The following is a 17,089-nucleotide window of genomic DNA, read 5'->3' as shown; positions in this document are numbered from 1 at the left end:
GACTTGCTTAATAATTCGTCGGACGAAAATCCGTTCCGAGACCCATATAGTGGTCCGTTTCCGCGCCGTCAGTGCCTAATTTTTAAGCGAAGCTAGCCAATGGGCCCTCGGTGAACCTGTCCGTTATGCGGCATAAAATACAAAAACACAGCGAAACATCATGATTACCATAAGCCAACCGCCTCCCAAATCCATCTCGATATCTTTTCGCGGATATGTCCCGCATGCGATCCGAGCTATGGGTTGTATTTATTGACGGTGATAGTTTTCGAACCATCACTGCCGCACGTCCCCACGGACACAGAACATTCGAGAGTAACGAGACATGACTGAGCCGATTCGCTTCTACCACCGCAACGCGATCCGCGAGATCAAGGACGCGCCCGTCACCCGCACCGTCCTGCAATATCTGCGCGAAGACGCGCATTGCACGGGCACCAAGGAAGGCTGCGCCGAAGGCGATTGCGGCGCGTGCACGGTCGTGATCGGCGAGCGCAACGCGGCGGGTGGCATCGACTTCAAGGCGGTCAACGCCTGCATCCAGTTCGTGCCGACGCTCGATGGCAAAGCGCTCTACACCGTTGAGGATCTGCGCCAGCCGGACGGCTCGCTGCATCCGGTGCAGGAAGCGATGGTGGAGTGCCACGGCTCGCAGTGCGGTTTCTGCACGCCGGGCTTCATCATGTCGATGTGGTCGCTGTACGAGAAGCACGGCCACGAGCATAGCTGCGCGAACAAGACCGTGCCGTCGCGCGAGACGATCAGCAACGCGCTGACCGGCAACCTGTGCCGCTGCACGGGCTATCGTCCGATCGTCGACGCCGCCGTGCGCATGTTCGAAGCGCCCGCGCCGAAAGCGCCGGTGAACATCGAAGCGCTGTCGAAAACGCTCGCCACGCTCGAGCGCAAGGACACCTTCCACTATCAGCACGCCGGCCAGCAATTCGACGCGCCGCGCACGGTCGAAGCGCTCGCCAGGATCAAGGAAGCCGCACCGGCCACGCGCATTCTCGCCGGCAGCACGGACATCGGCCTGTGGGTTACCAAGATGATGCGAGATCTCGGCAACATCGTGTACGTCGGGCAGATCGCCGAGTTGCAGAAGCTCGAAACCAACGACGAATGGATCGAGATCGGCGCCGGCGTGAGCGTCGAAAAGGCCTACTCGGAAATCATCAAGCAGTACCCGGAACTGTTCGAAATGCAGCAGCGCTTCGCGTCGCTGCCGATTCGTAACGCCGGCACGCTCGGCGGCAATATCGCCAACGGTTCGCCGATCGGCGATTCGATGCCCGGCCTGATCGCCCTCGGCGCGCGCGTGATCGTGCGCGGCGGCGAGATCGAGCGCGAAATGCCGCTCGAAGACTTGTACCTCGCGTATCAGAAGAAGGACATGGCGGAGCATGAGTTCGTCGTCGGCCTGAAAGTGCCGTCACGCACCGGCGTGCGGAAGAATTTGCAGTTCCGCTCTTACAAACTCTCGAAGCGTTTCGATTCGGATATCTCGGCCGTGTGCGCCGCGTTCTCATTCATCGCCGACGGCAACCTGATCCGCGAGCCGCGCATCGCGTTCGGCGGCATGGCGGCCACGTCCAAACGCGCGACGCACGCCGAAGCCGTGCTGCGCGACGCCGAGTGGCACGAAGCCACGGCACAAGCCGCGATGCTCGCGCTCGGCAACGACTACGCGCCGCTCTCGGACATGCGCGCGACCAGCAACTATCGCCTCGAATCGGCGAAGAACACGCTGTACCGCTTCTGGCTCGAAACGCGGCCGAACAATCCGCTGCCCAAGAGCGCGCTGGATGTGCGCGCGGTCGCTGCGGCGTGCGCGCCCGCAGGCGTCTAAGCCGAAGCCCAACGGATACGGAGAACACACACAATGAATCAGCATGCCGAACCGTTCCTGAAAGACCTCAAGGAGCTCGACGACTTCACGCAGGTCCACGTCTCGCGTCCGCATGAGTCCGCGCATCTGCACGTGAGCGGCCGCGCGACCTACACCGACGACATTCCGACGCTTGCCGGCACGCTGCACGCCGCGCTCGGTTTGTCGTCGAAAGCGCACGCGAAGATCGTCTCGATCTCGCTCGACAAGGTGCGCGCCACGCCGGGCGTGGTCGCGATCTTTACCGCCGACGATATCCCGGGCGTCAACGACGTCGGCCCGATCATCCACGGCGACGATCCGATTCTCGCCGATGGCCTCGTGCAATACATCGGCCAGCCGATCTTTATCGTGGTCGCGACGTCGCATGACACCGCGCGTCTCGCCGCGCGCCGCGCCGAAATCGTCTACGAGGAACTGCCCGCGATTCTCACCGCGCAACAGGCGCGCGCCGCGAACCAGCACGTCTTGCCGCCGATGAAACTCGCGCGCGGCGAAGCGGGCACGAAGATCGCTCGCGCCGCGCGTCGCGAAGCCGGCGAAATGCTGCTCGGCGGCCAGGAGCAGTTCTATCTGGAAGGCCAGATTTCGTACGCGGTGCCCAAGGACGACGACGGCATGCACGTCTACTGTTCGACGCAGCACCCGACCGAAATGCAGCACATGGTCGCGCATGCGTTGGGCGTGGCGTCGCATAACGTGCTGATCGAGTGCCGCCGCATGGGCGGCGGCTTCGGCGGCAAGGAATCGCAATCGGGTCTGTTCGCGTGCTGCGCCGCGCTCGCCGCATGGAAGCTGCTGTGCCCGGTGAAACTGCGTCCGGACCGCGACGACGACATGATGGTCACGGGCAAACGTCACGACTTCCACTACACGTATGAAGTCGGCTACGACGACCAGGGCGTGATCGACGGCGTGACGGTCGACATGACCTCGCGCTGCGGGTTTTCCGCCGACCTGTCCGGTCCGGTGATGACGCGCGCGCTGTGCCACTTCGACAACGCCTACTGGCTCTCCGACGTGACGATCGACGGCTTCTGCGGCAAGACCAACACGCAGTCGAATACGGCGTTCCGTGGCTTCGGCGGTCCGCAAGGCGCGTTCGCGATCGAATACATCATGGACAACGTCGCGCGCTCGGTGGGTGAAGATTCGCTCGACGTGCGCCGTCGCAATCTGTACGGCAAGACCGAACGCAACCAGACGCCGTACGGCCAGATCGTCGAAGATAACGTGATCCACGAATTGATCGACGAACTCGAAGCGACCAGCGAATACCGCGCGCGTCGCGCTGCGATCAACGAGTTCAACGCGAACAATGAAGTCCTGAAGAAGGGCATGGCACTGACGCCGGTCAAGTTCGGCATCGCGTTCAACGTGACCCACTTCAACCAGGCTGGTGCGCTCGTGCACATCTACACCGACGGTTCGGTGCTGGTGAATCACGGCGGCACCGAAATGGGCCAGGGCTTGAACACGAAGGTTGCGCAGGTGGTCGCGCATGAACTGGGCATCGGCTTCAACCGCATTCGCGTCACGGCGACCGACACCAGCAAGATCGCCAACACGTCGGCGACGGCGGCATCCACAGGCTCCGATCTGAACGGCAAGGCCGCGCAGGACGCCGCGCGTCAGTTGCGCGAGCGTCTGTCGGCGTTTGCCGCCGAGCGTTTCGGCGCGGGGAATGTAAGCGCGTCGGAAGTGCGTTTCATGCATGACCGAGTGGTGGTCGGCGACGCAATCGTGCCGTTCGAAGAATTGATCGCGAAGGCTTACATCGCGCGTATTCAACTCTGGTCGGACGGTTTCTACGCGACACCCAAACTCTATTGGGATCAGTCGAAACTGCAAGGCCGGCCGTTCTACTACTACTCGTACGGCGCGGCCGTGTCTGAAGTGGTGATCGATACGCTGACCGGCGAAATGCGCGTGCTGCGCGCGGACGCATTGCACGACGTGGGCGCTTCGTTGAATCCGGCGCTCGACGTCGGCCAGGTGGAAGGCGCGTTCATTCAAGGCATGGGCTGGCTCACGACCGAAGAATTGTGGTGGAACGCGGGCGGCAAGCTGATGACGCATGCGCCGTCCACCTACAAGATCCCGACCGTCAACGATACGCCACCCGACTTCCGTGTGCGCCTCTTCAAGAACCGCAATGCGGAGGACAGCATCCATCGTTCGAAGGCAACCGGCGAGCCGCCGCTGCTGCTGCCGTTCTCGGTGTTCTTCGCCGTGCGCGATGCGGTGTCGGCAGTCGGCGGCCATAAGGTCAATCCGCCGCTGAACGCGCCCGCGACCAGCGAGGAAATTCTCAAGGCGGTCGGCGCGGTGCGGGCCGCAACCGTAGCGGCGCGTCAATGAGCGTGGCCGTAGCGCAGCAATGAGCCGGGAAAGAAGCACGTGAACAACACACTCACTGGAATGATCGCCATGAACGATTTTTCATCCGTTCAGATCGGCCGACGCAGCGCTGTGCAGATGCCGCGTCCGGCACCGATGCATATCGTGCTGTTCGGCGCGGGGCACGTCGGACATGCGCTCATCAAGCTGCTCGGCAGCTTGCCGTGTGTGGTCCAGTGGGTCGACGAGCGCGACGAACTGTTCCCGGACGAAACGCCTGCCAATGTGCAAGTCGAAGCGACCGACACGCCGGACGCGATCGTCGATACGGCGCCGCCCGGCGCCTACTTCCTCGTCATGACGCATAACCACGCACTCGATTTCTCGCTCGCCGCGCGTATCATGCGGCGTCGCGATTTCACCTACTTCGGCATGATCGGCTCGAAGACGAAGCGCGTGAAATTCGAGCGTCGTTTGCTTGATCGTGGCGTGGATCTGGATCGGCTGGTGGAGATGACGTGTCCGATCGGCGTGGCGGGTATCGTCGATAAGGCGCCTTCGGCGATTGCCGTGGCGGTGTGCGCCGAGTTGTTGCAGATTCGCACGCGGCAGGTCGTGGCGCAACGCGCAACGCAGCAGTTCTGCGCGAGCGTCTGATGTCCGGGCATTAGATCGAGTCAGAACGAGGCGCTCGACGGGCGCCGATCACACTGAAAAACTCAAAACGTCAGCCCGTTGCGGCTGACGTTTCTTTTTTGGGCGCCCGCTTCGCACGCCGCACCTTCCGCGCGACCAGCGTATCCGACACTTGAGACATCAGCGTACGCAGCCAGCCGACATCGCTCGGCCGGTCCGGCTGCGGATGCCACAACTGATAGCACTTGATGCGCGGAAACGGAATCGGCACGTCGACCACGGCGAGCGGCAACATGTCCGCGTAGTGCATCGCGAAGCGGCGCGTCGTCGTGAAGATCAGATCGGATTGCAGCAGCGTCTGCGGCACCAGCCCGAAGTAGGGCAGCGTGGCGACGATGCGGCGCTCGGCGCGCGCCCGTGCGAAGCCGATGTCGATGGCGCCGCTGCTCGCGCCGCTATACGGCGTTGGCGCGAGATGCGGCGCGGCGAGATACGCTTCGCGCGTCAACGGCATGCGCGTCAACGGATGATCGGCGCGCATCATGCACACCACGGTGTCGGAGAACAGATCGCTGCGCTCGAAACGCGGCTCGGGCTTCGGCCAGTTGCCGATTACGAGATCGAGTTCGCCGGCGTCGAGCGCGGCCGAATAATCGAGCAAAGGGCTGAGCGAACCGATCTCGAGCCGCGCATGCGGCGCCGCCTCGCGAAACTGCGCGATCACCGTCGGCATGAAGAAGTCGTTCAGATAGTCCGGCGCGGCCACGCGAAACGTGCGGCGCGAGCGGCTGGGATCGAAGTCGCCGTGCGGCGTCGCGACGAAGTCCACTTCGCGCAGCACGCGTTGGGCGGAAGCCAGCAGCGATTCGCCATATTCGGTCGGCACCATGCCCGACTTGCCGCGCACGAGGATCGGGTCGTTCAGCGTTTCGCGCAGTTTGCGCAGCGCGGTGCTGATGGCAGGCTGGGTCTGATTCAGACGCAATGCGGTCTGCGTGACGCTGCGCTCGACCAGCAGCGTGCGCAGCACGCGCACGAGCCAGATATCGAGGGAAGCGGCGGTGTCGTCCATGATTTAAGCAAGGCGGGGCAAACGAATCGGTTCCGATGAGGCGTCTTACTGAACCGCTCGCGAGATTCTCGCAAGCGCGCAGCGCCAACGCGCACGGCGCGAAGGTCATAACCTTAGGCCCGTTTGCGGTGTAGCGGCATAGCGGGCACGGTATGGCCGGCATCAGCAGGGCTGTTTTGCCGAGACAAAGCCGCGCAAGCGTGCCACATCAGCGAGCCAAATAAGCGAGCCACATAAGCGCCGTGCCGCGTGCGTTTTGTCCGCTTTACGTTGACGTATCGCCTACGTTTGAATGTCCGCGAGCCCCGACGGCAGCGAACTGATCCGTTTGACTTCTTTCGATTCGAGCCAGTTCGGCGTGCGCGCGCAGTACAGCACCATGGGCAACGCGTCCTCACCCCAGAACAATTGATCGTTCAGAAAGAAGGTCGGCACGCCGTAGACGCCCAGGCCGATCGCATCCGCGGTGTTGCGCTGCAATTGCTCGAGCACCGCTGCGCTTTTGATGATCTCCGGACCGTCGGGCATGCCGACGCGGTCGCACAACTCGGCAAAGGCTGCTTCGGTGGATGGATCACGGCCTTCACGCCAGATGAAACGAAAGATCTCGCGCACGAAGTTGACGTCGCCCTTCGCCGCGGTGGCGAGCAGCAACGGCTTCATGGAATCGAAGGGATGCGCCGGCGGCATCTTGTACGGAATGCCGAGTTGCTCCGCGCGAAACAGCGCGTGCCGGTACAGGAAGGTGCGTTTCGAGGGCACCCCATAAGCCGGCCGCTGTCCCCAGTGACGATACAGATCGTTCAGGACCACCGGCGTGAACACGAAGTCGAAGCCCGGCCATTTGTCGTGCTGCTCCAGCAACAGGTAGGTGAACGGCGAGACAAAGTCGTAAAACCACAGTGGTTGCCTGGCGTCGATGCCAACGGTCATAAATGTCTCCCGGATTGCCTGTTCCGCACGGCGCGTCTGCTGCACCGTCGGAATTGTAATGATCTTACGCGGTGCAGCCGCGGCTTGCACCCGTCAATATGGTTTGGCGTTGCCTTCGTCGCTGCCGTCGCGTGTTTCGCCGATTTCGGCCGCTTCGTTCGCGGCGGGCGGCGTGGGTTCCGCACCGCGCTCGTCTGAATCGTTCTGCGTGCCTTCCGCTGCGTTGGCGGCGTCGTCGCGCTGGGCGTCGCGAGCTTGCATGAGCCGCTGGCGAACGAAGCCGATATGCTCGCGCAGCACGTAGAACTGATCGGCATAGGCAAGCGGCATCTTCAGACCGTTGACGGATTCCTCGATCGCGTCGAGCCGCTCGATCAGCGAGGCACGCTCGCTCGGCGAATGATCGCTGAGCGCGCTGCGCTCGATCGCGATCAGCGCGCCGTACCAGCGGTAAATGCGCGACTTCACCCGCCATGCATAGAGCGAAGGCACGAGGCGCAAGGCCGGCACCAGCAACACGATCAGCGGCACGACGACCACCAGCAGCCGGTCGGCGAGACTCGCGAGCCAGAACGGCAGGATGCGGTAGAGGAAGCTCTTGCCTGACTTGTAGTAGCGGGCGGCGTCGTCGCTGATCGGGAAATCGTGCGCGCGCGGCGCGGGAAATTCGCCGGCGCGCTGCATGATGTTCGCCTTGCCGTGCACCTCGCGGGCCGCTTCGATCAGCAGATCGGAAAGCGCGGGATGCAGCGAGTCGCGCGCCACCAGCTCGGCCGTCGGCGCCACCATGTGAATCGGCGCGGACGGCAGGTTCTTGCCGAGGTCGAACGCGCCCATCGGCATTTCGAGTTGCGTCAGGTAGGGAAAGCGGCGCGTGTAGGCGTCGGCCTGCGAGAAATCGTAGAACTGCACGTTCGGCGTGCGGTACAGCTTGCCCATCACCGCGGGTTGCGCCGAATCGCCGGCGAGGAAGGCTGCGTCGACCTTGCCGGAGACGAGTGCCTCGGCGGCGTCGTCGCCGGAGAGCGGCAGCAGTTTGGTCGCGCCGCCCGGCACGATGCCGTTGGCCTTGAGCAGCGCGAGCGCCAGTTCGCGCGTGCCGCTGCCTTCGGCGCCGACCGCTAGCCGCTCGCCCTTGAACTCGGAAAGCCGCGTGACGGTCGGTCCGTGATAGAAGATCGCGAGCGGCACATAGGCCACGCTGCCGAGCGACATCAGCCCGTCAGCCGCCGGGCCGGGCGCGACGCCGTCCTGCACGAAGGCGACATCGACGTTCGACTTCGGGTCCGACAGCCGCTTGAGATTCTGCAACGAGCCTTCCGACGGCAGCACGTTCAGCGTGATGCGGTTGCGCGCGAGAATCGTCTTGTACTTTTGCGCCGCGGTCCAGAAGGTGCTGCCTTCGGGGCCGGCGCTGATAGTCAGTGTGCTGGGCGGCGCGGGCTGGATCAGCCGCACGGCGACCCAGATCGCGACGGCGGCGATCAGCAGGATCGGCCCGAACGAGACGGCGAGATCGCGCCAGGAGATCGCGACAAAACGGGCGACGAGACGGGGAGGGCTTTTGCGGCCGGTGGCTGGCTTCATCGGATGACGTGACGGCTACGGTCGAAAGTGAACAGGGGCGGCGCTCTGGGGCGCGCAAGCCGGGCGAAGCGCTCGCGCCGGCCCGCTTGCCGTGAGTGGCAAGCAAGCCGCGCGGCAGCGCGCGTCGCGCCGATGGTACCTGAGATTCACCGCCCGGCGAAACGCGTGGCGGCCGGCAGCGCCGACAAACCCGTAACAAATCGTGAACGTGGCGTGACAACCTGCGCGCCTGACGCGATTCGCATCTTAAGCGTCTCGAGTATGACTAAACCCGTCTAAACCCTTTGCGCTTCTGGCCCGGCTAGATTAAATTGTGCATCGCTGCCGCGATCGGATGTTTGCGCGGCGCGACCCGGCACGACACACAAGAACCGGGCGCGTCGGCGGACCTCGCGGCTTGCCGGTTTTCGTACCGCACTGCATGCCCGTCATCGCGGGCGGCAACGGCAATCGGCCTCTCTCGCCTCTCGCACATCGTGTTACTGCCATAGTCGGCCGTTTGCCGGCCGCGCCTTGTCGCGCGCGCCTGGCATGGCCGCCGGAAGTCGTAACGAAGCCGCTTGTAGATGCGGTCCAATGTGAAGCAAAGGAGAAGAAAAGCTATGAAATCGGTCGGTTTTCTGAAAACGCTGGGTTCGGTTGTGGCAATGGTGGTGGCGTGCAATGTGTACGCTCAGGCAAGCGACGCAATGGCAACCGGCACGATGGCCGCGCCCGCTGCGAGCGCCAAGTCGACCAAGAAGGCGAACAGCCAACTGGGCCGCAAGGTGCGTAGCGTGCTGGCCAAGACACAAGGTGTCGACGTGTCGAACATCGCCGTGCGTGCTCGTGGCGGCGCGGTGACGCTGACGGGTTCGGTGCCTGACCAAGGCCAGATCGACGCTGCCGGCCAGGCCGCCAAGGGCGTCGCCGGCGTGACGTCGGTGTCGAACAAGCTGACCGTTGTGCAGCAGTAAGCAGGCTGCGGCAACTGGCGCGGGCGGTTCACGCCGTCATGCGCCAGTGTGAAGCAGGCGTGCACCAGGGTTCCGGCAAAAACCGGAGCCTTTTTTTATTTTATCTGGCGATTATTGACGCGGCGATGATAGGGCTCAGCCGTTTCGAACTGACCGGCGGCACGGCCGCGGTCCGTCTGTGCGCTGTGACACACTGCCGACGCACTTCAGAGCGTACTGTGAGGCGTTGGGAACCGGAGTCAACGCCATGGAAACCCCGCTTTTGCGTTATACCGATCTACCCATCGGCGATCGGGCGGCTTTCGAACTGGTGTGCGCGCGGCACGGTTTCGCGCCGGCCCATTTCGACATCAGTGCCTGTGCGGATCCGGGCGATGTGGCGCACGAGCGTCTCGTCACCGTGCGGCGCGGCGGCTGGGCGCAGTCCTATCACGATCATCACGGTCAATGGATCCGGCAGTTCGAGTCCGATCTGACCTGCCGGTTCTTCAAGTAGCCGCGGGACTTTCGCGTTGCCGCGCGTCGATTTGCTCGTTTCGGCGTCAGCCGGTTTTCAGGCCAGCACGAGGCGCACGCCGACCAGCGTGAGCGTGGCGGCGAGCAGGTTGCGCAGCAGCGCGTCCGGCGCGCGCGACGACAGATAGCTGCCGATCGCGATGCCCGGCAGCGATCCCACCAGCAACGACAGCAGCATCGACCAGTCGACCGAACCCAGCAGCCAATGGCCCGCGCCCGCCAGCAGGGTGAGCGGCACCGCGTGCGCGATGTCCGAGCCGACGATGCGCGTGGTGGGCAGCAGCGGATAGAGCAGCAGCAACACCGTCACGCCGATCGCGCCCGCCCCGACCGAAGTCAGCGACACCAGCACGCCGAGCACCGCGCCGGTCAGCATGGTGAGCGCGAGCGTGCGTCCCTGACTCGGCGTGCGCAGTTTGCGCGCGCCGAGTGCCGCGAGTTGCGGACGAAACACCAGCGCCACCGCCGTCACCAGCAATGCCACGCCGAGCACGACCTGGATCAATCGGCTGGCGCCGGGCGTGTCCATCCCATAACGATGCAGCAGGATCAGCGTGATGGTGGCCGCCGGCACGCTGCCGGCGGCGAGGCGCAGCGTGACCTGCCAGTCGACGGAGCCCTTCAGGCCGTGCACCAGCGTGCCGGTCGCCTTGGTCGCCGCCGCGTACAGCAGGTCGGTGCCGACCGCGGTGGCCGGATGCACGTTGAACAGCAGGACGAGGATCGGCGTCATCAGCGAGCCGCCGCCGACACCCGTCAATCCGACCAAAAAGCCGACAAACAGGCCGGAGACGGAGTACAGCAGATCGATGTGGGGAAGTGCCATTGAGCGGACCGCTGACGGTCGGGTGGGTTGGACGGGTTATAGGCGGCAAGGCCGGCGCGCCGGCCTTCGACAGTCGATGGAGGGCGGCGGGAGGGCGGCGGGAGGGCCGCCGCGGCGCGGCGAAAGCCGCTATTGTCGCAAAACCGCTGCGTTTGCGTATGAAGCGATGCGTGTACGGTCGATCAACGCTGGCGAGTCGGGCCGGCTCGCGGCCTTTTGCGCAGGCGTAAGGGGATGTGTTGTCGCCCGCTCAAAGCGCCCGGCGAATTTCCACGACGCCGAACGCCGCCAGCGTGAACCCGACAATCCGGTCGATGGCCACGCGCAGTTTGCTGCCGATCGCATGGCGCGCGAGCGACACCACGGTCACGAGAAAACACCACCACGCGATCGAGCCGCAAAACACGCCGCCTACCGTGGTCAGCGCAACGCTCGATGAAAACGCGCCGCGCGGGGCGAGCGTGGTGAACAGCGCGGCGAACATGATGACCGTTTGCGGATTGGTCAGCGTGAGCAGCAAGGAACTCGCGTACGCGCGCAGCGCGCCGGCGCGGCCCACTTGCGCGAGCTTGCCGTTGCCTTCGCCGTTGCCGTTCGGCGCATCGGCGGGCGCTTTTTGCAGCAGCGTGCGCACACCCAGATACAACAGGAACAACCCGGCCAGCAGATGCAAGGGCCGGTCGTACGCGAGCATGAATTGCGAGATGCTGACGAGGCCGAGCGCCGCGATCAGACCATAGGCGGCGTCGCCGGTTGCGATGCCGAAACCGATGGCAAGCCCGGCCTGCGGACCGCCGGTCAGCGTGCGGCGGATGCACAGCATGCCCATCGGGCCGACCGGCGCGGCAATCGCGAGGCCGACGCCCGCGGCGGTGAGGAAGAGACTGGTGGTGGACATGGCTATCTCTGGTTGATTGTTCTGGTTCGTGCCGCAATTCGCTCGCTGCGCAAAGGTTCGCGGCCGGCAAGGCCCTCAGGATAGCCAGACCGGAAAAGCCGGGCAAGTGCGGATCTGATTGCAGGTTGAAGCGAGGCGGGTGGTCCAAGCGGCCTGCATGGCCAAGTAACCCATGTGTCGGCCCGGCTGAAACGATCCCGGCATCCTGAGCGAACCGGGCAACTCAAGCGAACCCGGCACCCCAGGCAACTCCCGCGGTGGATACCCTGGGATGGCCTCGGCCGCCGTCATCGTCGGGCATAATTTTCCCACTTCAAACCTTGGGAGCACGCCCGCTCATGTGGCAGATCGATCAGGTGACCTTGCGCTTGTTCATTGCCGTCTGCGAGGAAGGCACGATCGCGCGCGCGGCCGAGCGCGAGTTCATCGCGCCGTCTGCGGTCAGCAAGCGGCTCGCCGATCTCGAGGCGCTGGTCGACGTCGCGTTGCTGTCGCGCAGCCAGCGCGGCGTGCGCGCGACCGCCGCGGGCGAGGCGCTGCTGCGGCATGCGCGGCTCATCATGCGCGGCCACGAACGCCTGCAGGCCGAACTCAGCGAATACGCAGCCGGCGCACGCGGCCATGTGCGCGTGCTGGCGAACGTGTCGTCGATGGTCGAGTTTCTGCCAGAGGCGCTCTCGGCGTTTCTGAAAGCGAACCCGCGAATTCGCGTGGACGTCGAAGAGCGCGTGAGCGCGGAGATCGTGCGAGGGCTGGAGGAGGGCGTCGCCGATCTCGGCATTTGCCGCGACGCGGTGCCGCTGGGCAGTCTCGACGTCGTGCCCTATCGCTCCGATCACCTCGCGCTGATCGTGCCGCGCGATCATCCGCTCGCGGGCGAGGCCGCGATCAGCTTCGAGCAGACGCTGGCGTTCGACCACCTCGGACTCTCGTCGAATGCATCGGTGAACGCGCTGATGCAGCGCATCGCGGTGGAGAAGGGCCACGAACTCAACTATCGCACCTACGTGTCGACGTTCGACGCCGCCTATCGTTTCATCCAGGCCGGTCTCGCCGTGGCGATCCTGCCACGCGAAGCGCTGCCCCGCCATGCCGCTGACGAATACGGCATCATCGCCGTGCCCTTGCGCGAAGCCTGGGCCGAACGGCGCTTCGTGATTTGCATGCGCGACCGTCAGGCACTGACGCTCGCGGCGTCGCATCTGCTCGATCATCTGTTGAACGCAGTGTGAGGCGAAGCCTGCGGACCCAACGGCGATCCGCGCATCAAGGCCCCTGAAAAGCCCTTAAGGGTTTCCCCTTTGCGACGGCTCACGCCCGTCCCGCCTGCCTGAGCCGCCATCGCGAGCGGCGATGGAGTGCGTCGCCAACGCAGACTTTCGCGCACGCCGATGCGCGGGCACGCTGTCACTCAGTTGCTTCATCTCCCCGCATTCTCCGCGGCATTCAAGACCGGGATTCAAGACCATGAGTGACATCCAGGAGCGCGTCGTCGTGACCGAAGTCGGTATGCGAGACGGTCTGCAAAGCATCGCCCGCACGATGCCCACCGAGTTCAAACGGCGCTGGATCGACGCCGCCTATGCGGCCGGCGTGCGCCATATGGAAGTCGCCTCGTTCGTGCCGGCGAAGCTGCTGCCGCAGATGGCCGACGCCGACGAAGTCATCGCCCACGCGCTCGCCTACGACGATCTGATCGTGACGGCGCTGGTGCCGAACGTGAAGGGTGCGCAGCGCGCGCTCGAAGCCGGCGTGCACCGGATCGTCGCGCCGATTTCGGTGAGCACCGCGCATAGCCTCGCGAACGTCCGGAAGACGCCGGCCGAGATGATCGAAGCCTTCGCGGCGATGCGCGAGTTGATCGACGGCGCGTCGAAAGCGGGCGCGCGGCGTGTCGAATTGATCGCCGGGTTATCGACGGTGTTCGGTTGCACGCTGCAAGGGGCGGTGCCGTACGCGGATATCGCCGCGATCGCCCGCGCCGCGGCGCAAGCGGGCGCCGATGTGATCGCGCTCGGCGACACCACCGGCGAAGCGACGCCGCGCCAGGTCGGCGAGATCATCGAACTGGTGCGCGACGTCGTGGGCGGCAAGCTGCGCTCGCTGCATTTCCATGACACGCGCGGTCTCGGTCTCGCCAACACGCTGGTCGCGCTGCAACACGGCATTCGCGAATTCGATGCGTCGCTTGCGGGACTCGGTGGCTGTCCGCATGCGCCGGGCGCGACCGGCAACGTCAACACCGAAGACCTCGTGTTCATGCTCGACAGCATGGGCTATGAGACCGGCATTTACCTCGACCGTCTGCTCGCGTCGCGCGCCGTGCTCGCCGACGCTTTGCCCGGCGAACCGCTGTACGGCTATCTGGCGCGCGCCGGCTTGCCCAAACAGTTCGGCGCCGCCCGTCAACGTTTCGAATCCCCCGACTCGCAGGTACTGCAATGAATCCGCTTTCTTCTCCTCCTTTTTCTTCGGCGCCGCAGCCGCAGTCTGGCGCGCTGCCGCTCGCGGGCATTCGCGTGGTCGAGTTGTCGCATATGGTGATGGGCCCGACCTGCGGGATGATTCTCGGCGACCTCGGCGCCGAAGTGATCAAGGTCGAACCGCCGCGCGGCGACGGCACGCGTCGTTTGCTCGGCACCGGCGCGGGCTTTTTTCGCACCTTCAATCGCAACAAGAAAAGCGTGGCGCTCGACCTCGATAGCGAAGCGGGACTGGCCGCGCTGCACAAGCTGGTCGATACGGCCGATGTGTTCGTCGAGAACTTCAAGCCCGGCCGCATGGCGAGCCTCGGTCTCGATTACGCCTCGCTGCGCGAGCGCAATCCGAAGCTCATCTACGTCTCGCACAAAGGCTTCCTGAACGGTCCATACGAACACCGTCTGGCGCTCGACGAAGTCGTGCAGATGATGGCCGGCCTCGCGTATATGACGGGACCGGTGGGCCGCCCGTTACGCGCGGGCAGTTCGGTCAACGACATCATGGGCGGCATGTTCGGCGCGATCGGCGTGCTTGCCGCCTTGCACGAACGGCACGCGAGCGGCCGCGGCAAGGAAGTGCAGAGCGCGCTGTTCGAGAACTGCGTGCTGCTCTCCGCGCAGCACATGCAGCAGTTCGCCGCGACCGGCGTGCCCGCCGCGCCGATGCCCGAGCGCATCAGCGCATGGGCCGTGTACGACGTGTTCACGCTCGCCAACGAAGAGCAGATGTTTATCGCCGCGACCGGCGACGGTCAGTGGCGCGCGCTGTGCGCGATTCTTGGCCGCGCGGATCTGCTGGCCGACCCGCGCCTCACCACCAACAACGACCGCGTGCAGGCGCGCGAATGGTTGCTGCGGACGCTCGGTGAAACGTTGCGGCAGTTCGAAGGCGCGGCACTGGTGCCGCAGTTCGAGCGTGACCACATTCCGTTCGCGTCGATCACGAAACCCGAAGAGCTGTTCGACGATCCGCATCTGAACGAGAGCGGCGGTCTCGCTCGCCTGACGCTCGACGACGGCAGCGAAACCGCCATGCCGCTGCTGCCGATTTCGCTCGACGGTGCGCGTCTGCAACCGCGTCAACCGATCGCGAAGATTGGCGAGCACACCGCGCAAGTACTACGCGATCTGGGCTACGACGAAGCGCAGATCGCGGCGCTGAACGGCGGCTCGAATCAGATGCCGCGTGAAGCCGCTGCCTGAGCGCTGTGCCCGGTGCATCGAACTTAGTCAAATCAATCTCATCCGGCGCGAGACCGGACCAAGGAGACAGACGATGAAGTCGTCGAATCAAGCGGTGTATGCAACGGCGGTCGGCGATGCCGGCGCGCTCGGCGGATTGCCCTCCGGCGCGGGTGCATCTGCGAATGGCCTTGCCGACGAAATCGCGCTGGACGGCGCGCGCATTTCCGCGCGGCTCGACCGCCTGCCGGCCACGCGGTCGATCTGGAAGCTGGTGATGCTGCTGAGCCTCGGGCTCTTCTTCGAACTGTATGACCTGATGTTCTCCGGTTATATCGCCCCGGGACTCGTGCGCAGCGGCATTCTCACCGCGACGACACACGGGTTGTTCGGCACGAGCGGCGTGGCGAGTTTCATTGCGGCGTTGTTCGCGGGTCTGTTCATCGGCACGGCCGCGTGCGGGTTTCTCGCCGATCGCTTCGGCCGTCGAGCGATCTTCACGTGGTCGCTGCTCTGGTACACGGCGGCCAACATCATCATGGCGTTCCAGGATACGGCGCTTGGGCTCAATCTGTGGCGTTTCATCGCGGGGATCGGCATTGGTGTGGAGATCGTCACGATCGGCACGTACATCTCCGAACTCGTGCCGAAGCATGTGCGCGGACGCGCGTCGGCGTGTTCGCAGGCGGTCGGGTTTTGCGCGGTGCCGATCGTCGCGTTTATGTCGTATCTGCTGGTGCCGCATCGTTACTTCGGTCTCGATGGCTGGCGTCTGGTCGTGCTGACCGGCGTGGTCGGCGCGATCGTGGTGTGGTGGATCCGTCTGCGTCTGCCGGAGAGCCCGCGCTGGCTCGCGCAAAAAGGCCGCATCGATGAAGCGGACGCGATCATGACGCGGCTCGAAGCACGCGTCGAGCGCGAGTACGGACGGCCGCTGCCGGAGCCGGCGTTGCCCGAACCAGTGCGCGCACGGGCGGCGTTTCGCGATCTGCTGGTGCCGCCGTACCGCAAACGCACGTTGATGCTGATCATCTTCCACGTGTTTCAGACGATGGGGTATTACGGTTTCGCGAACTGGATTCCGACCTTGCTGATCAGACAGGGCATTACGGTGACGACGAGTCTGATGTACGCGAGCATCATCGCGATTGCCGCGCCGCTCGGGCCGTTGCTGGGCTTGCTGATTGCCGACCGCTTCGAGCGCAAGACGGTGATCATCTGCATGGCGGCGGTGAATGTGGTGTGCGGGCTGGCGTTCAGCCAGGCGCGCGAGACGGTCCTGCTGGTGAGCCTGGGCGTGTGTCTCGTGCTAGCGGGAAATATTATTTCGTATAGCTATCACGCGTATCAGGCCGAGTTGTTTCCGACCAGTATCCGGGCGCGGGCTGTGGGATTCGTTTATTCGTGGAGCCGGATTTCGGCGATGTTCTCCGCGTTCGTGATCGCGGGATGTTTGAGCCGCTTTGGCGTGGACGGCGTGTTCGTGTTTATTTCCGGAGCGATGGCAGTGGTGATGCTGGCCATTGGAATGCTCGGGCCGAAGACACGAGACGTGGCGCTGGAGGATATTTCGAAGTAATTCGCTGACGAGAATGCCCGCCGGTGTGTGGCGGGCTTGCTTGCTTTAGTGCTTCTTCTGCGTTGCTGACACGCTCGGTGCTACGCGGATCGGCGGCGCGCCGGATGGCGAAGTGGCGGGTTGGGGTTTCTTCGCCTGCTTCGGTTTCTTGACTTCGCGGTTACTGCGCATTTGACCTTTTGCCATGATGGACTCC

At 64.5% G+C, this 17,089-nt stretch carries 15 protein-coding genes; 9 read left to right on the top strand and 6 right to left on the bottom strand.

Annotated features, from left to right (window positions below; genetic code table 11):
• Positions 1-325: 325 nt before the first annotated feature.
• The 3 genes from xdhA (at position 326) to xdhC (ending at position 4,885) form a co-directional block, all read left to right on the top strand.
• Positions 326-1,849, top strand: coding sequence for a xanthine dehydrogenase small subunit (xdhA, locus tag B0G82_RS02820; protein WP_121306594.1), 1,524 nt, complete (start codon positions 326-328; stop codon positions 1,847-1,849).
• 33 nt (positions 1,850-1,882) lie between these two features.
• On the top strand, positions 1,883-4,249 hold the full coding sequence (gene xdhB, locus B0G82_RS02815; RefSeq protein ID WP_121306593.1) for a xanthine dehydrogenase molybdopterin binding subunit: 2,367 nt from the start codon (positions 1,883-1,885) through the stop codon (positions 4,247-4,249).
• 69 nt (positions 4,250-4,318) lie between these two features.
• On the top strand, positions 4,319-4,885 hold the full coding sequence (gene xdhC / locus B0G82_RS02810) for a xanthine dehydrogenase accessory protein XdhC (RefSeq protein WP_241974650.1): 567 nt from the start codon (positions 4,319-4,321) through the stop codon (positions 4,883-4,885).
• 70 nt (positions 4,886-4,955) lie between these two features.
• On the opposite strand, the gene B0G82_RS02805 is transcribed toward xdhC, so the two are convergent.
• The 3 genes from B0G82_RS02805 to B0G82_RS02795 all read right to left on the bottom strand — a co-directional run bounded on the left by B0G82_RS02805 (position 4,956) and on the right by B0G82_RS02795 (position 8,456).
• Positions 4,956-5,936: a LysR substrate-binding domain-containing protein gene (locus B0G82_RS02805; RefSeq protein WP_121306591.1), complete on the bottom strand. Its 981-nt coding sequence runs from the start codon at positions 5,934-5,936 to the stop codon at positions 4,956-4,958.
• Between the two features lie 282 nt (positions 5,937-6,218).
• A complete protein-coding gene (locus B0G82_RS02800; protein WP_116119772.1) occupies positions 6,219-6,869 on the bottom strand; it encodes a 2-hydroxychromene-2-carboxylate isomerase in 651 nt (216 codons plus the stop codon).
• Between the two features lie 93 nt (positions 6,870-6,962).
• Positions 6,963-8,456, bottom strand: a complete 1,494-nt coding sequence (locus B0G82_RS02795; RefSeq protein ID WP_116142785.1) for a TAXI family TRAP transporter solute-binding subunit — start codon at positions 8,454-8,456, stop codon at positions 6,963-6,965.
• A gap of 602 nt (positions 8,457-9,058) precedes the next feature.
• Here B0G82_RS02795 and B0G82_RS02790 point away from each other — a divergent pair.
• Together B0G82_RS02790 and B0G82_RS02785 are read left to right on the top strand one after the other, a co-directional pair.
• A complete protein-coding gene (locus tag B0G82_RS02790) occupies positions 9,059-9,412 on the top strand; it encodes a BON domain-containing protein (protein ID WP_116142783.1) in 354 nt (117 codons plus the stop codon).
• 247 nt (positions 9,413-9,659) lie between these two features.
• Positions 9,660-9,908 (top strand): hypothetical protein, encoded by a 249-nt coding sequence (locus B0G82_RS02785; protein WP_106284444.1) that lies wholly within the window; start codon positions 9,660-9,662, stop codon positions 9,906-9,908.
• Positions 9,909-9,965: 57 nt separating this feature from the next.
• On the opposite strand, the gene B0G82_RS02780 is transcribed toward B0G82_RS02785, so the two are convergent.
• Both B0G82_RS02780 and B0G82_RS02775 read right to left on the bottom strand, forming a co-directional pair.
• The gene (locus B0G82_RS02780) at positions 9,966-10,754 is read right to left on the bottom strand and encodes a sulfite exporter TauE/SafE family protein (RefSeq protein ID WP_116119051.1); all 789 of its coding nucleotides are present in this window, start codon (positions 10,752-10,754) and stop codon (positions 9,966-9,968) included.
• A 250-nt stretch (positions 10,755-11,004) separates the two neighbouring features.
• Positions 11,005-11,652 carry a LysE family transporter gene (locus B0G82_RS02775; protein ID WP_121306590.1) on the bottom strand — a complete coding sequence of 216 codons (648 nt, stop codon included), beginning with the start codon at positions 11,650-11,652 and terminating at the stop codon, positions 11,005-11,007.
• 338 nt (positions 11,653-11,990) lie between these two features.
• On the opposite strand from B0G82_RS02775, the gene B0G82_RS02770 reads away from it, so the two are divergent.
• The 4 genes from B0G82_RS02770 (at position 11,991) to B0G82_RS02755 (ending at position 16,893) form a co-directional block, all read left to right on the top strand.
• Entirely contained in the window at positions 11,991-12,884 is an 894-nt protein-coding gene (locus B0G82_RS02770; protein WP_116142780.1) for a LysR family transcriptional regulator, read from the top strand.
• Between the two features lie 235 nt (positions 12,885-13,119).
• A complete protein-coding gene (locus tag B0G82_RS02765) occupies positions 13,120-14,097 on the top strand; it encodes a hydroxymethylglutaryl-CoA lyase (RefSeq protein WP_121306589.1) in 978 nt (325 codons plus the stop codon).
• On the top strand, positions 14,094-15,335 hold the full coding sequence (locus B0G82_RS02760) for a CaiB/BaiF CoA-transferase family protein (RefSeq protein ID WP_121306588.1): 1,242 nt from the start codon (positions 14,094-14,096) through the stop codon (positions 15,333-15,335). Before B0G82_RS02765 ends, B0G82_RS02760 begins: the two co-directional genes overlap by 4 nt.
• 73 nt (positions 15,336-15,408) lie before the next feature.
• Positions 15,409-16,893, top strand: a complete 1,485-nt coding sequence (locus B0G82_RS02755; protein ID WP_121306587.1) for an MFS transporter — start codon at positions 15,409-15,411, stop codon at positions 16,891-16,893.
• A 45-nt stretch (positions 16,894-16,938) separates the two neighbouring features.
• On the opposite strand, the gene B0G82_RS39965 is transcribed toward B0G82_RS02755, so the two are convergent.
• Entirely contained in the window at positions 16,939-17,079 is a 141-nt protein-coding gene (locus tag B0G82_RS39965; protein WP_166679071.1) for a hypothetical protein, read from the bottom strand.
• Positions 17,080-17,089: the final 10 nt, after the last annotated feature.

It is taken from the genome of Paraburkholderia sp. BL17N1 (genome assembly GCF_003634175.1).
In the GTDB taxonomy this organism is placed as follows: Bacteria; Pseudomonadota; Gammaproteobacteria; order Burkholderiales; family Burkholderiaceae; genus Paraburkholderia.
Note: the sequence above shows the minus strand (reverse complement) of the source record. Positions and strands in the feature narration are given on the sequence as shown.

What these genes read in the sequence shown, in the direction of transcription:
- B0G82_RS02765 (WP_121306589.1), top strand. Translation starts at nt 13,120, where the DNA reads ATGAGTGACATCCAGGAGCGCGTCGTCGTGACCGAAGTCGGTATGCGA.
- xdhB (WP_121306593.1), top strand. Translation starts at nt 1,883, where the DNA reads ATGAATCAGCATGCCGAACCGTTCCTGAAAGACCTCAAGGAGCTCGAC.
- B0G82_RS02760 (WP_121306588.1), top strand. Translation starts at nt 14,094, where the DNA reads ATGAATCCGCTTTCTTCTCCTCCTTTTTCTTCGGCGCCGCAGCCGCAG.
- B0G82_RS02770 (WP_116142780.1), top strand. Translation starts at nt 11,991, where the DNA reads ATGTGGCAGATCGATCAGGTGACCTTGCGCTTGTTCATTGCCGTCTGC.
- B0G82_RS02805 (WP_121306591.1), bottom strand. Translation starts at nt 5,936, where the DNA reads ATGGACGACACCGCCGCTTCCCTCGATATCTGGCTCGTGCGCGTGCTG.
- B0G82_RS02775 (WP_121306590.1), bottom strand. Translation starts at nt 11,652, where the DNA reads ATGTCCACCACCAGTCTCTTCCTCACCGCCGCGGGCGTCGGCCTCGCG.
- B0G82_RS02780 (WP_116119051.1), bottom strand. Translation starts at nt 10,754, where the DNA reads ATGGCACTTCCCCACATCGATCTGCTGTACTCCGTCTCCGGCCTGTTT.
- xdhA (WP_121306594.1), top strand. Translation starts at nt 326, where the DNA reads ATGACTGAGCCGATTCGCTTCTACCACCGCAACGCGATCCGCGAGATC.
- B0G82_RS02790 (WP_116142783.1), top strand. Translation starts at nt 9,059, where the DNA reads ATGAAATCGGTCGGTTTTCTGAAAACGCTGGGTTCGGTTGTGGCAATG.
- B0G82_RS02755 (WP_121306587.1), top strand. Translation starts at nt 15,409, where the DNA reads ATGAAGTCGTCGAATCAAGCGGTGTATGCAACGGCGGTCGGCGATGCC.
- B0G82_RS02785 (WP_106284444.1), top strand. Translation starts at nt 9,660, where the DNA reads ATGGAAACCCCGCTTTTGCGTTATACCGATCTACCCATCGGCGATCGG.
- B0G82_RS02800 (WP_116119772.1), bottom strand. Translation starts at nt 6,869, where the DNA reads ATGACCGTTGGCATCGACGCCAGGCAACCACTGTGGTTTTACGACTTT.
- xdhC (WP_241974650.1), top strand. Translation starts at nt 4,319, where the DNA reads ATGAACGATTTTTCATCCGTTCAGATCGGCCGACGCAGCGCTGTGCAG.
- B0G82_RS39965 (WP_166679071.1), bottom strand. Translation starts at nt 17,079, where the DNA reads ATGGCAAAAGGTCAAATGCGCAGTAACCGCGAAGTCAAGAAACCGAAG.
- B0G82_RS02795 (WP_116142785.1), bottom strand. Translation starts at nt 8,456, where the DNA reads ATGAAGCCAGCCACCGGCCGCAAAAGCCCTCCCCGTCTCGTCGCCCGT.